This window comes from Sphingobacterium sp. UBA5789, from assembly GCF_002418355.1.
Taxonomy (GTDB): domain Bacteria; phylum Bacteroidota; class Bacteroidia; order Sphingobacteriales; family Sphingobacteriaceae; genus Sphingobacterium.
Genome location: NZ_DIDX01000008.1, coordinates 68,182 through 81,963 on the forward strand (window position 1 = coordinate 68,182; position 13,782 = coordinate 81,963).

Consider the following 13,782-nt stretch of genomic DNA (forward strand, 5'->3'; position numbering starts at 1 on the left):
GATGAAGACAGTGCCAGAATGTTCTTCAATAAATCAGGCTTGAAATTATTGATGTGATTTGTCTCCTGACTATAATCATATTCAGGCTATAAATTTCAGATATAATAGTTAATTTTAGCATTCAATTTATACAGGTAATGAATATCGAACAACTACGGGAATATTGTATTTGTAAAAAAGGAACTACTGAAGAACTGCCTTTTGGTCCGGATACCTTAGTTTTCAAAGTCGCAGGTAAAGTTTTTCTGCTGGTTGGGCTGGATCAGATTGATCAATTGTCGTTTAATGTCAAATGTGATCCTGAATATGCTATAGAGTTACGTGAAAAATACGAATCTACAGTTTTACCTGGCTACCACATGAACAAAAAACATTGGAATATGGTTTATGCCAATCAAGCCCTTTCGGATAACGAATTATTTGCCCTGATAGATCATAGCTATGACCTCATTGTAAAAGCACTTCCTCTGAAGATCAGAGAGACGCTCTCTTTGTAAGAATAGAAAGTATGTCAAACGGTTAGGTATTACAAAAAGATTACTTCTTATCATCAACTATTTGGTTTAAAAACTTAAAATTTCTTTAACATTAATGTTTTGGTTATTTGGTGAAGTTGTGACTGTTTCATTTGTTCTTTTTGTATAAATATAATTATTTGTTATATAATTTTATTGAAACTTGTTGGTATTGTAGATTTTGTAATATGTTTGATCAAAAAATAAAATAAAATGTTTAAGAAATTTTTAATTGTAAGTATAGCTCTTGTCATGTTTCTGCTGAGCAGCTGTATAAAAGATGAGCCATTAAATATGGAAGCGGATATAACTGCGGTATATTTGGAGAATGGGAATCTGATCACTGACCCGCTTGTTACAAACAATACAATAACTATTTATGTCAAACCGAAAGGGGCAAGCGATCCCGATTATAAGTTAAAGTTTGATCTTACGCCAGGAGCAACAATAGTAGCTAATGTTGATCCCTCTCAAAATTCCGCTAACTCGCTGTCCTATACAGTAACTTCTGAGAATAAGCAATTTCAGAAAAAATATATGGTTAGCATTATTGAGGTAGCAGAAGGCTTTGTACCGTCAGAATTTGGTTTCGAAAACTTCAGAACAGATGAAGCCAATAAGTATCATGAATTCTTCGATGTAGTGAATGGTAATCCGTTTAATAACTGGTCCTCCGGCAATCCTGGTTTTGCAATTTCTCTGTTCGGAGATAAAAATCCGGAAATGTATCCTACAAGAGCTACCGACAAGAGCAGAAGTGGAAAATCTGCGGCTCTTTTGGAAACTAGGTCTACAGGACCTTTCGGGGCAATGTTCGGAAAGCCAATTGCTGCAGGAAATCTTTTCATAGGAGCCTTTGATGTGACAATGGCGTTAGCTTCTCCGTTAAAGGCTACTCGTTTCGGCTTGCCGTATAATAAGGTTCCAAAGACATTCGAAGGTTATTACAGATATGTCCCCGGCAAACAGCTGATCAATAGTGCCTCCGAACCTGTAGAAGGTGAAGATGAGTGTGCTATATATGCAGTCTTTTACAATATAGATGATTTGATGAAAGAAACTCAAAAAAGTTATCTCAGTGGAGAAAATGTCTGGACAAGTAAAAGTGGAGTGGCAACAGCAAAGTTAGAAAGTGGTAAAGCTACTGCAGGTGAGGGGTTTACTAAGTTTAGTATTCCATTTAAGTATACAAAGGATGTTAATATAGATGATGTTAACAAACTCAAATACGGGATTGCAATAGTGATGTCTGCGAGTAAGGATGGAGATAACTTTCAGGGAGCTATAGGAAGTACATTGGTTGTTGATGATTTACAAATAATTTTAAAATAATGAAACCATATTATATATTAACCGTTTTATTCACTATTATTTCAATAGTGACAAAAGCCAGCGAAAACCTCCCTTTGGATAGTGTATCAAACCAGTTTAGATTTACGGCAGCTGTCGGAACGAAGATAGGCGGTTCTGCGCCTTTATCCTTGCCGGCAGAGATACGCAAGATCAGAAGCTATGCTCCTGCATATCCTTTTTTTGTGGGAGTAAAAGCATTATATAACATAGATAATAAATGGGGGGTAAGTCTTGGGGTAACATTTGAAGGAAAGGGTATGAATACAGAGGCTACTGTAAAGGGATATAAAACCTCATTCAATGCCAATGAAGATAAGACTCAGAATATCAAAGGATATTTTACAGGAGATATTGCCACGGATGTGCAAAACCTTTATCTCTCCGTACCTATACAGGCAACTTTCAGATTGTCACGCAAATGGGAGTTTCAGGCCGGTCCTTATTTTGCATTTGCTGTAAATAAAAAGTTTACAGGTACTGCTACAAACGGATATATGCGCAAGGATGATCCTACAGGAGAGAAGATAATTATCGAAAAAGCAGATTATGACTTTAATAAAAGTGTACGTACACTGGATGTCGGAATGAGTCTGGGCTCACATTATAATATATCCAGACGCTATTTTGCTCTGGCACAGTTTGACTACGGATTTAACAATATTATGAAGACAGGATTCGAGAGTATAAGTTTCGGTCTGCATAATATTTTCCTGAATGCCGGTGTAGGAATTAAACTATAAAGGGGCATAAAGCTAATAATCCGACTCTCTTCAGACTAAAATCTGAAGAGAGTCGGGTTTATATTATTTCTTTTTCAAAGTTTTACCCTTCACGCTGTTTTTATGCAGTGCTTCATTGTTTAATGCTTCTTTCACTCGATTTTCAAAAGTTGAAAGATCAGTAAGTGGAGGTTGGGTAGCCAGAGTTATTTCACTTGCTGTTTTGACTGTAGGAGTATATCCTCCGCTGGACATATAGAAATACTTTGGATTGCGCGGGGAAACTCCCTGTTCATAATCAACTCTTTGCCCTTCTTTACCGTCCGTATTACTGAAACGAACTTTGTTAAAATTGATCCATTTACCTGATTCATTCTCCTTGCCCCATGCGTTGAAGTAATCTGCTTCACGGCGAAGCTGACCATTTGGATAGCCATAATTTTCTAAAAAGGAGTGAAATCCATTGAAATATCTGTTCTCTTTTGGAGCCCGCCAGGAAGCTATGTAATTCCATTGCTGTTGAGAAGCAAGCTTATACCATGCGGATAGGATCACAGAATTGTTGTCCTGAGGCAATACGTTCATTAAAAAAGCTACCGTTTCTCCTGTTTTCCAGTTTGCAGATTTGACGTAAGATTGTCCTCCTGTCCCTTCTCCGCCAAATGAATTGACTGTTGTGGCTTCTGACCGGTCTACCAGAGATACATAATCATGTTGGGTCGTACTTGCGTCATGTTCCGCATCTTTGCTGTCCCATACCGAGAATAAAACTCTTCTTTCCGTTTTACTATTTGTCTGTATACCCAGATAGCCTCTGTAGAACCCGATAGCCATATAAAAAGTATGCAGCGGATCTCCACCCTGTGGTACATTTATTTCTTCATAAAGCCAGTTGTATGATTTTGTTGTAGCTGCTGTTGAGCTAAAGTTGATGTGAACAGAAGGTGTAGACTGATAATCGGTTTGATTGACGTGTGGATTGTCCGTTTTACTTTTGAATATCAGATTATGAATCACAATCGCATTGGAGGGTTCGGATTGAGGAGAAAGCTCATACTTATAATAGCCGGTCTGATTTATCCGGATAGTTCCGGCTGATGTAAGGCTTTGTTTACCGTCTCCTTTAAAGACAATCTGTGTTTGCGAAGGTGAGATTTGCAATGGAGCATAGCATGGGTTCATTGTCAGGTTAAAAGTCAGGTTTTTGCCTTTTATAGTGGTATTGTCGAAATCCAGCGTGTAAGTTCCGGCAGTCTGATAGAGATACCAGACAACACTGCGGTTCTTGTTAGTCCAGTTCGAAACACTGCCTTTGTCCTCCGGATAGCCTACCGGAATAGATACCCCCACTTCCTTTTCATCAGGAGTGTAGGGGACCGCATAGGCTTTGTTTGCGGGAATGGTAAATGTTTTTTCCTGTGCATTTAATGTCTGACAGAGGAATATGAACAGCAATAGCGGGCTGATTCTGAAAAATTTTAATATCATGTTAAGTGATTGGTTATGATGTCAGGATCAAAGTTATTTCTTTTGCTGTATAATAATAAGATTATGAGAAGGTTGTGCAATCGATTGATTGCTGAAACACAAAAAAAAAAGGAGAAAATCTTACATTTCCTCCTTCAAAAGTTATTTTTATTGGCTGTGCTTACATCTTTAAGCCAATTTCTCTCAATCGTTCATCTAAATATTCACCAGCAGTATAATCCGGATATGCTTTAGGATGTTTCTCATCAATACACGACGAAAGACAAGCCAGACTCATGGAAGATTTAGGGTGTAAAAAAAACGGAATTGAAAATCTTGAAGTTCCCATTTTTTCCACAGGAGGATTGACAACCCGGTGTGTAGTAGATTTTAGCTTGTTATTTGTCAATCTTTGCAACATATCACCGACATTGATCACAATATCTTCTCCTTTAGCTTTAATCGGGTACCATTCTCCGTCTTTAGTCAATACTTCCAGACCATCTGCGCTGGCCCCAATCAAAAGTGTGATAAGGTTGATATCTTCATGTGCTCCGGCACGTACAGCATCGGGTGCAAGTTCTTCAGGATGTAATATAGGGAAATAGTGAATTGCTCTCAGAATGGAATTCCCATTGATAACGTACTGCTCGAAATAATTTTCTTCCAGATCAAGATAAGTTGCGATAGCTTTTAATAGCTCCCGGCCTGTATCTTCCAGTTTTTTATATACTTCTGCAGTAATCGTATTGAAACGAGGTAACTCGTTGACCTCAGGATTATCCGGGAAATCTGTTTTTGAATATTCTTCCCCTACAATCGTTTGGCCGCGCTGCCAGAATTCTTTCAGATCCGGAGTTTTGGAGTCTTTAGCTTTTTCACGTCCTTTTGTAGTGTAGCCACGTTGTCCTGCCAATTCAGGAAACTCATATTGATATTTGATGTCATCAGGAAGAGCAAAAAATGCGGGAACCACCTGATACAATTCATCAATCAACTCTTTGGAAAGACCATGATTGGCGATTGTCACAAAGCCGGTTTCATTAAAAGCTTTACCAATATCCTGAATAAATTGTTCGCGTTGTTCCTTAGAACCTGAAGTGTAATTCAGTAAATCTAATCTGGGTATGTTAACTAATGCCATACTGTTTCTGTTTTTGTACAAACAAAGGTAATTGAATTAATTTTGAATTTTCTAACGCCTGTGTGAATAAGTGCAGGCGTTTTGATATTAACCGTCTGATTTGTAAAGTGAAAAAGTTTTCCACATTTTAATATGTCTGCTTATTGTCCGGGATTATTCTGCGTATTTGTTTGAATGTCTTCCTGAGGTAGTTCTTCTAATTCTGTAAGGTAATAGTGCAGATCCACCAGCATATCCTGATGCGGTTTGGCGAATTTTTTAAAACTATAAATATGTATGAAATAGAAAATCAGTCCTAGAAATACGAATCTGAAAATTACATCACCTGAAAACAGGGATGGTAAATCGAAGGACTGTATGTTTTTTAAGGATACGGCTACTACTAATATTACAAAAATACTTCCTCGTGCTATTTTGTTGAATTTCAGGTATTTTTGAATCAATTCCTGTATTTGAATAAACCGATCCGATAACGGAAGGTCGGTTTCAAAGCTTTCATGAATTTTTTTACGCAGTTTATAGGCGATATAGGTCATTCCGGCTTCTACCAATGATCCCAGAATAAAATACCAACCCCAGAACGTGTTTTCATAATTATACAACAGAATGCCGATAGCTACGAGAATAAATAGTGACCGGTATTTGATATTTTTCTTCAAATTTTCATCTATTGTATCGAGCAGATTAGTTGATTTTTGTGTTGTTAATTTTTCAATTGCTTCCTCCGGAAGAAACTGTAGGGCAGAGGAAGTTGTTGGGCTATTCTGTCTGCTGTTGTTATATTTAAGATCTTCTAATTTCATAATGATAGTTGTTTTTTACTGAGTTCCTTTAATTTTTCTTTGATCCGGGATATTTTAACAGCCACATGATTGGCTGTCATACCCATTGTATCTCCGATTTCTTTATAACTGTAGTCTTCCAGATAAAGAGCAACTAGTGCCTTCTCGATTTTTGAAAGCTGCCCAATCGCCCGATACATAGCCAGAATCTCTTCATTCTCCTGATAGATGATTTCGCAATAGCTTTCCTGTGTAAACTGCAGCTCCGCATGCATATGTTTGCGATCCTGCTTTATGTACGTGATTGCCGTATTCAGCCCAACGCGATATAGCCAGGTCTGGAACCTTGAGTCGCCTCTGAAGCTTTTGAAAGACTTCCAGCTTTGCAGGACTATTTCCTGAAACAGATCCTCTCTGTCCGTTCGGTTGTCCACATACATGCAGCATATGCGATGGATAATGGCCTGATTGGAGGTTATTAATCCGATAAATTCTTTTTCGATGTCCATATTGTAGTAGGATGCCTCTCTCTAAATTACTTTATCTGTTAGTCTTGAAAAAGATAAAAACATTACAATTAAATAGTAAAAATGCATAAAATCTTTTCTGAGCACTTTTATTGTATTTTTAAAGTATTAAAATCAGTCAAAGATTTATCGAAAAATTAACAAAACTGATTTGGAATGTCCAAATAAATAAATTAAATTTGTTATGCTTGCATAGCAAAATAGCTAAAAATAAATTATGAGTCAGGATAATACAATTGATTATTTCATGAAAACCGGTTGGCAGACTGTGGCCAATAAATACAATACGATCGCATCGCAATACGGTTTTACGCAGGCTGCAGGGTATATCTTGATCAATATACATAAGGAAGGCACTCCTGTTTCGCAGATTGCAAATTTGACAGGTGTCAAAACAACCAGCTTATCCAGAGTGTTAAATAATCTGGAGACCTTAGGTTTTATTTACAGGGAAGCCAGTGATGTGGATAAGCGGTCTGTCAAGGTTTATCTGACAGAGCTGGGTAAAGAGAAGCGAAAAATTGCTAAGGATGTGGTCCGTAGTTTTAATCAATATCTGGAAGCAAATATCAGTGCCAGAGAACGGGCTCAACTGATTAAGACGCTGATCAAAATAAATGAACTGGCAAAGGATTATCAGGGAGAACTACAATCAAACGCTGCGGATAATATTGCCGCAACATAAAATATAAAAGGATGAATAACAGAAGTATTAAAAAAGTAGCCGTTTTAGGTTCTGGAGTGATGGGGTCAAGAATTGCCTGTCATTTTGCCAATATCGGACTGGAAGTTTTGCTTTTGGATATAGCGCCAAAGGAATTGCTGCCGGCAGAAGAGGCGAAAGGGCTTACTCTGGACAGCAAGCCGGTACGCAACCGCATCGTCAACTTATCGTTGGACACCGCAATTAAATCCAATCCGTCACCTATTTACAGTAAGTCATTTGTCAAAAGGATCAAAACAGGAAATTTTGATGATGATATGAAAGATATCGCCCATGCTGATTGGGTGATAGAAGTTGTTGTTGAACGTCTGGATATCAAAAAATCCGTATTTGAAAAAGTAGAGCAATTCCGTAAAAAAAGAACGTTAATCACTTCCAATACATCCGGTATTCCTATTCATTTGATGACAGAGGGAAGAAGTGAGGATTTCAAGGATCATTTCTGCGGAACACACTTTTTTAATCCGCCACGTTATCTGCAGTTGTTAGAAATTATTCCTACACCTCATACCAAAAAAGAGGTTGTAAACTTCCTGATGGAATATGGTGATAAATTTTTAGGTAAAACTGTGGTTTTATGTAAAGATACACCCGCCTTTATCGGAAATAGAATAGGCGTATATTCCATGTTGGCACTGACGCATCTGGTCGAACCTCTGGGGCTGACTGTTGAGGAAGTTGATAAATACACAGGTCCTGCAATGGGACACCCCAAATCAGCTACTTTCCGTACAGCAGATGTGGTAGGACTGGATACATTGGTAAATGTTGCCAATGGCTTAGCGCAGAATGCACCGGAAGATGAAGCAAAAGGAGTCTTTCAATTACCCGGTTTCATCACGAAAATGGTTGAAAACAAGTGGTTGGGAGAGAAAACCAAAAAGGGTTTTTATGAAAAAGTAAAAGATGCAAAAGGCAATTCGGAAATACTTTCTCTAAATCTGAAAACACTTGAATTCGGATCTCAGGAAAAAGTGAAATCACAGACGCTGGAGGCGACGAAGCAGGTAGAAGATATCCGCAAACGGATGAAAGTCTATGAGCAGGGTAAAGATAAAGCTGCGGAGTTGTTCAGAGCGATGCACTATCCATTGTTTGAATATGTGTCTAACAGAGTTCCTGAGATTACAGATGACTTTTTCCGTATCGATGACGCCATGCGTGCAGGCTTTGGATGGGAAATAGGTCCTTTTGAAGTATGGGATGCATTAGGCGTAAGAGAGACCATTGAGAAAATCAAAGCAGAAGACAAGCGTCTTCCCGGACAGACCGGTGAAGTTGCAGCCTGGGTACATGATATGCTGAATGCCGGACACGAGTCCTTTTATAAGGTGGAGAATGGGGTAAGGCATTATTATGATATTGCATCCAAGTCTTATAAAGCAATACCGGGTGCCGAAGATCTGATTGTACTGGATCATATCCGCGAAACAAAAACAATCTGGAAAAATTCAGGAGTCTCGATTATAGATCTTGGCGATGGTATCATTAATTGTGAATTCCATACGAAGATGAATACTATAGGTGGAGATGTTATTCAGGGACTCAATAAAGCCATTGATCTGGCCGAAAAAGAGTATCGTGGATTAGTAATCTCCAATGACGGAAAGAACTTTTCAGCAGGTGCCAATATCGGGATGATCTTTATGATGGCTGTGGAGCAGGATTATGATGAACTGAATATGGCTGTGCGTGCTTTTCAGAATACTTCTATGCGTATCCGTTATTCTTCAATTCCGGTGGTAGCGGCTCCGTTTCAGCTTGCTCTCGGTGGAGGATGTGAATTTTCTATGCATGCGGATTTCGTTCAGCTCCATGCGGAGACTTACATGGGACTGGTCGAATTTGGTGTCGGTGTGATTCCGGGAGGAGGAGGTTCCAAAGAATTTGCATTGCGGGCTTCTGATGAATATAAAGATGATCAGATCGTTCAGAATACATTGAAAGACCGTTTCCTTACAGTGGGTCAGGCAAAAGTTTCTACTTCTGCCGTCGAAGCATTTGAACTTGGGTATCTGGAAGAAGGCAAATATGCCATTACGATGAACCGGGCACGTTTGCTGGCAGATGCAAAAGCCAAAGCATTAGAACTGGCAGATGCCGGATATATACAGCCTGCTCCCCGCAATGATATTAAAGTTCTCGGTAAACAAGGCTTAGGTATCGTATATGTTGGTGCAAGCTCCATGCGTGCCGGTAATTATATCTCTGATCATGACAAGAAAATTTCAGAAAAATTAGGCTGGGTAATGTGTGGAGGAGATTTGTCAGCGCCGACTGAAGTTTCAGAGCAATATCTGCTTGATCTGGAAAGAAAAGCATTTTTAGAGCTGTGTGCTGAACGTAAAACACTGGAAAGGATTCAGTTTATGCTGACTAAGGGTAAGGCATTAAGAAATTAATACCGGGATTCTGGAAAACGTATGGAAGAAATACAAATGTATGCTAAACTTCGATGCTTTTCTAAAGAGAAAATAACTAAATAAAAGGATTGGTGAGGATAAGTCTCGCAACATGCGATGCGAATCACTCATTACTAACTACTATAAGAATATGGAAGCTTACATTGTAGCAGGATATCGTACCGCAGTCGGGAAAGCTCCGAGAGGAGGATTTCGATTTACACGGGCGGATGATTTAGCGGCAGATGTTATCAGGCATTTGGTTGCCTCAGTGCCCAATCTCAATAAAGAAGAAATAGACGATGTAATTGTCGGTAATGCAATGCCGGAAGCGGAACAGGGCCTGAATGTAGCTCGCCTAATCTCGTTGATGGGCCTGCAGACAGATAAAGTTCCGGGTGTCACCGTCAACCGTTACTGTGCATCCGGATTGGAAACGATTGCAACAGCTGTAGCAAAGATCAAATCCGGAATGGCAGATTGTATTATTGCCGGAGGAGTGGAAGTGATGTCCGGTATGCCATTCGGAGGCTGGAAGATTGTGCCCAATCCGGAAGTTGCGAAAGAAAACCCGGACTGGTATTGGGGTATGGGGCTTACAGCAGAAGCTGTTGCTAAAGAATATAATGTGAACCGTGAAGATCAGGATAAATTTTCTTTACGATCGCATCAGCGTGCTGTCGAAGCGATCAAAAATGGTCATCTGAAAGATGGCGTCGTTCCTATTACTGTCAAAGAGAACTATTTGAAAGATGGTAAAATAGCGACACGGGAATATATTGTAGATACAGATGAGGGTCCTCGTGCGGATTCGACACTGGAAGTTTTATCCAAATTAAAACCCGTATTCGCCGCAGACGGCTGTGTGACTGCCGGTAATTCTTCACAGACATCCGACGGCGCAGCTTTCGTACTGGTTGTTTCGGAGCAAAAGATGAAGGAATTAAACCTGCAACCTATCGCACGTTTAGTGAGTTATGCTGTCGCCGGAGTGCCTCCCCGTATTATGGGAATAGGTCCGATTTATGCCATTCCAAAAGCGTTGAAGCAGGCCGGATTAAATCTGCAGGATATTGATCTGATTGAGCTGAATGAAGCATTTGCTTCACAATCTTTGGCGATTATACGTGAATTGGGGCTGGATGAAGAAAAAGTAAATGTAAATGGAGGAGCTATTGCATTAGGACATCCGTTGGGATGTACCGGTGCTAAGCTAACCGTACAGGTACTGAATGAACTGAAGCGTCGTAACAAAAAATATGGTATGGTCACCATGTGTGTGGGTACAGGACAGGGAGCAGCAGGAATATTTGAGTTATTATAGTATAAAATAAGAATTATAAAAGTTGTAGGATGTATGTCCGGACGGAGGAAACGATCGCAATATACACTACTAAAATCTGAATATTATGAGCAAAGCAATCAAAGGCGGTGAATTTGTGATTAGAGAAACACCGTATACAGATATTTTTATTCCGGAGGAATTCGATGAAGAAGCAAGAATGATTCGTCAGACTTGTCTGGATTTTCTGGATACTGAAGTTCTCAATAAACTGGAGCGTATAGATGCACAGGAAGAAGGCTTAATGCCAAGTCTGATGGATAAGGCAGGCGAACTTGGCTTGTTGGGCGTGTCGATACCTGAAGAATATGGTGGTTTCGGTAAGAATTTTAATACATCCATGTTAGTTGCAGATGCCGTGGGTTCAGGTTATTCATTCGCAGTGGCTTTATCAGCCCATACCGGAATTGGTACTTTACCGATTCTTTATTATGGAAATGCAGAGCAGAAAGCAAAATATATTCCTAAACTGGCTTCCGGAGAATGGAAGGCTTCATACTGTCTGACGGAGCCGAACTCCGGATCGGATGCAAATTCAGGGCGTACATCAGCAAAACTGAATGCAGAAGGTACTCATTATATTATCAACGGTCAGAAGATGTGGATCACCAACGGGGGATTTGCAGATATCTTTATCGTTTTTGCTAAGATTGATGATGATAAAAATCTGACAGCATTTATTGTGGAAAAAGATTTTGGTGGTATTACGATGAACCCTGAAGAGCATAAGTTAGGTATCAAAGGTTCGTCTACGCGTCAGATCTTTTTTAATGACTGCGCTGTTCCTGTAGAAAATATGCTTTCAGACCGTGAAAACGGATTCAAAATTGCAGTTAATATTCTGAATATAGGACGTATCAAACTGGGGGCAGCTACTATTGGATCATCCAGAGGTGTATTGACACAAGCCATCAAGTATGCAAATGAACGCGTTCAGTTTAACCTTCCTATTTCAAAGTTTGGGGCTATCCGCTATAAAATTGCAGAAGCGGCTATTCGTCTGTTTGCAGTAGAATCAGCTACATACCGTGCCGGACAAAATATTGACGATGCCTATGATTCTTTGGTTGCAGGAGGAATGGATGAGGCAAAAGCCAAACTAAAATCTGTAGAGCAGTTTGCTATCGAATGTGCTATTATCAAAGTCTGGGGATCTGAGATGCTGGATTATGTTGTAGATGAAGGCGTACAGATATATGGAGGTATGGGCTACTCGGCAGATGCTCCTATGGAAAGAGCTTATCGTGACTCTCGTATCAACCGTATTTTTGAAGGAACAAATGAAGTAAACCGTCTTTTGGTGGTGGATATGTTATTGAAACGTGCGATGAAAGGAGAGTTGGATCTGATGGGACCGGCAACAGCTGTTGCAGGTGAACTGATGTCTATTCCTGATTTCGGAGATGAAGATGAAACACCATTTGCAGCAGAGAAAAAAATATTGGCAAATCTCAAAAAAGCAGGATTGCTGATTGCAGGTGCAGCTGTTCAGAAACTGATGATGTCTCTATCTAAAGAACAGGAAATCCTGATGAATATTGCAGATATAATCGGTTACGTATATGTATCCGAATCTGTCCTGTTACGTGCAGAGAAAATCTTCCATACACAGGGAGCAGATGCAGCAGCTTATGCTACCGATATTGCTAAAGTGTATCTGTATACAGCGATTGATAAAATAAATGCTGCAGGTAAAGAAGCACTTTATTCATTTGGAGAAGGAGATGAATTAAAAATGATGCTGGTAGGTCTGCGCAGATTTACAAAGGCAGAACCATTTAATATTAAAGATGCTCGTCAGCGTATTGCCAAAAAGCTGATTGAGGAGAATAAATATTGTTTTTAATCTTTTATTGTTTTAGGTTGTTAAGCCAGCGTGTATAAACACGCTGGCTTTTTTATGATTCAGTATAGACCGGACATTACCATCGGTAACCTAAGGCAAATTCCAGACATTCTGCGGTATTTCTCTGAATTCCCGATGTACCTTTCAGATAAGCAAAATTAAACTTAAACCTCTTAACATTCAGATTCATTCCTGTTGTTATATTTTGATTGCTGTGGTAAAGTGCAAACAGCTGAAAGTTTGGATTGAAAGCAACGGCTCCACCCATATCCAGAACATCATTATCATTTAATAATTTCCGGTAAGATACCTGTGGAGAAAACCGAAGATGACTTGCTGTTTCTATTGCGTAGCTGACACTACTAAAGATTCTGCTTTTATTAACCAGAAAATAGGTGGTCTTCTTTGCCAGAATGTTATTGACAGAGAGCTGTATATCAAAATCTGAAACGTTGTACGCAACACCGAGGTCCAGATCCAGTTTATTGGTTCTTCTGTTAAAATCCAATAGTGTGGGGTCGTTGGTCTCCCCCTCAATCTTTTTGAGATCGATATTTTCATTTGTATAACTTAGTGAAGTCCCCAGACTCAGCTTATGCCCCGGATTATCAAATAGTAAATGATGAGCATAAGAAGCCTGTAAACTGGTATGTTTGAATGATCCGGAATTTATATTATGAATTCCTGCACCAAAACCATGTGTATTACGGTTCAGGTTTAAATTTATTAATTGCTCATTTTGGTTTGCATGGTTGTTTGCAACATTATTGCGGATTCCCAAGAGCAACGAGTTTTCAGCAGAAATACCATACTTAGCTGAGTTTTGCAGGTATTTATCTGTAAAAAATCCCGAAGCTAAAGGTACTTGTTGTGCAAATGCTACAGATGAAGATAAGAGTATGATGAAGGTTAAATAACAGGAAATGATAGGCCTGTTGATTTGATATGTGTTCATAATAAA

At 39.3% G+C, this 13,782-nt stretch carries 12 protein-coding genes; 7 read left to right on the plus strand and 5 right to left on the minus strand.

From position 1 onward, the window contains the following. Positions 1 to 137 precede the first annotated feature (137 nt). The 3 genes from B4B65_RS21285 (at position 138) to B4B65_RS21295 (ending at position 2,608) form a co-directional block, all read left to right on the plus strand. Complete coding sequence (locus B4B65_RS21285) at positions 138 to 497, plus strand: MmcQ/YjbR family DNA-binding protein (RefSeq protein ID WP_293918692.1); 360 nt, start codon at positions 138 to 140, stop codon at positions 495 to 497. A 231-nt stretch (positions 498 to 728) separates the two neighbouring features. After that, complete coding sequence (locus B4B65_RS21290; protein ID WP_293918694.1) at positions 729 to 1,847, plus strand: PCMD domain-containing protein; 1,119 nt, start codon at positions 729 to 731, stop codon at positions 1,845 to 1,847. Then, positions 1,847 to 2,608 (plus strand): porin family protein, encoded by a 762-nt coding sequence (locus B4B65_RS21295; RefSeq protein WP_293918696.1) that lies wholly within the window; start codon positions 1,847 to 1,849, stop codon positions 2,606 to 2,608. Before B4B65_RS21290 ends, B4B65_RS21295 begins: the two co-directional genes overlap by 1 nt. Before the next feature lie 63 nt (positions 2,609 to 2,671). Here the strand turns inward: B4B65_RS21295 and B4B65_RS21300 are convergent, their stop codons facing one another. From B4B65_RS21300 to B4B65_RS21315, 4 genes are all read right to left on the minus strand, one after another. Next, entirely contained in the window at positions 2,672 to 4,075 is a 1,404-nt protein-coding gene (locus B4B65_RS21300; protein WP_293918698.1) for a DUF3472 domain-containing protein, read from the minus strand. Between the two features lie 160 nt (positions 4,076 to 4,235). Continuing rightward, positions 4,236 to 5,198, minus strand: a complete 963-nt coding sequence (locus tag B4B65_RS21305; protein ID WP_201680788.1) for an isopenicillin N synthase family dioxygenase — start codon at positions 5,196 to 5,198, stop codon at positions 4,236 to 4,238. A gap of 140 nt (positions 5,199 to 5,338) precedes the next feature. Beyond that, the gene (locus tag B4B65_RS21310) at positions 5,339 to 6,001 is read right to left on the minus strand and encodes a hypothetical protein (protein WP_201680787.1); all 663 of its coding nucleotides are present in this window, start codon (positions 5,999 to 6,001) and stop codon (positions 5,339 to 5,341) included. Then, the gene (locus B4B65_RS21315; protein ID WP_293918702.1) at positions 5,998 to 6,489 is read right to left on the minus strand and encodes an RNA polymerase sigma factor; all 492 of its coding nucleotides are present in this window, start codon (positions 6,487 to 6,489) and stop codon (positions 5,998 to 6,000) included. Before B4B65_RS21315 ends, B4B65_RS21310 begins: the two co-directional genes overlap by 4 nt. Positions 6,490 to 6,724: 235 nt before the next feature. Here B4B65_RS21315 and B4B65_RS21320 point away from each other — a divergent pair, with 235 nt between their 5' ends. From B4B65_RS21320 to B4B65_RS21335, 4 genes are all read left to right on the plus strand, one after another. After that, complete coding sequence (locus B4B65_RS21320) at positions 6,725 to 7,192, plus strand: MarR family winged helix-turn-helix transcriptional regulator (RefSeq protein ID WP_003012112.1); 468 nt, start codon at positions 6,725 to 6,727, stop codon at positions 7,190 to 7,192. Positions 7,193 to 7,203: 11 nt separating this feature from the next. Further along, entirely contained in the window at positions 7,204 to 9,633 is a 2,430-nt protein-coding gene (locus tag B4B65_RS21325; protein WP_293918705.1) for a 3-hydroxyacyl-CoA dehydrogenase/enoyl-CoA hydratase family protein, read from the plus strand. Between the two features lie 151 nt (positions 9,634 to 9,784). Further along, a complete protein-coding gene (locus B4B65_RS21330) occupies positions 9,785 to 10,957 on the plus strand; it encodes an acetyl-CoA C-acyltransferase (RefSeq protein WP_293918707.1) in 1,173 nt (390 codons plus the stop codon). A gap of 85 nt (positions 10,958 to 11,042) precedes the next feature. Beyond that, a complete protein-coding gene (locus B4B65_RS21335) occupies positions 11,043 to 12,821 on the plus strand; it encodes an acyl-CoA dehydrogenase family protein (RefSeq protein ID WP_293918709.1) in 1,779 nt (592 codons plus the stop codon). A gap of 76 nt (positions 12,822 to 12,897) precedes the next feature. Here the strand turns inward: B4B65_RS21335 and B4B65_RS21340 are convergent, their stop codons facing one another. Next, a complete protein-coding gene (locus tag B4B65_RS21340) occupies positions 12,898 to 13,776 on the minus strand; it encodes a PorP/SprF family type IX secretion system membrane protein (RefSeq protein ID WP_293918711.1) in 879 nt (292 codons plus the stop codon). Positions 13,777 to 13,782 lie beyond the last annotated feature (6 nt).

Bases quoted from the DNA above. Each gene is read 5' to 3' on its own strand.
- B4B65_RS21285 (WP_293918692.1), top strand. From the start codon at position 138: ATGAATATCGAACAACTACGGGAATATTGTATTTGTAAAAAAGGAACT.
- B4B65_RS21290 (WP_293918694.1), top strand. From the start codon at position 729: ATGTTTAAGAAATTTTTAATTGTAAGTATAGCTCTTGTCATGTTTCTG.
- B4B65_RS21295 (WP_293918696.1), top strand. From the start codon at position 1,847: ATGAAACCATATTATATATTAACCGTTTTATTCACTATTATTTCAATA.
- B4B65_RS21300 (WP_293918698.1), bottom strand. From the start codon at position 4,075: ATGATATTAAAATTTTTCAGAATCAGCCCGCTATTGCTGTTCATATTC.
- B4B65_RS21305 (WP_201680788.1), bottom strand. From the start codon at position 5,198: ATGGCATTAGTTAACATACCCAGATTAGATTTACTGAATTACACTTCA.
- B4B65_RS21310 (WP_201680787.1), bottom strand. From the start codon at position 6,001: ATGAAATTAGAAGATCTTAAATATAACAACAGCAGACAGAATAGCCCA.
- B4B65_RS21315 (WP_293918702.1), bottom strand. From the start codon at position 6,489: ATGGACATCGAAAAAGAATTTATCGGATTAATAACCTCCAATCAGGCC.
- B4B65_RS21320 (WP_003012112.1), top strand. From the start codon at position 6,725: ATGAGTCAGGATAATACAATTGATTATTTCATGAAAACCGGTTGGCAG.
- B4B65_RS21325 (WP_293918705.1), top strand. From the start codon at position 7,204: ATGAATAACAGAAGTATTAAAAAAGTAGCCGTTTTAGGTTCTGGAGTG.
- B4B65_RS21330 (WP_293918707.1), top strand. From the start codon at position 9,785: ATGGAAGCTTACATTGTAGCAGGATATCGTACCGCAGTCGGGAAAGCT.
- B4B65_RS21335 (WP_293918709.1), top strand. From the start codon at position 11,043: ATGAGCAAAGCAATCAAAGGCGGTGAATTTGTGATTAGAGAAACACCG.
- B4B65_RS21340 (WP_293918711.1), bottom strand. From the start codon at position 13,776: ATGAACACATATCAAATCAACAGGCCTATCATTTCCTGTTATTTAACC.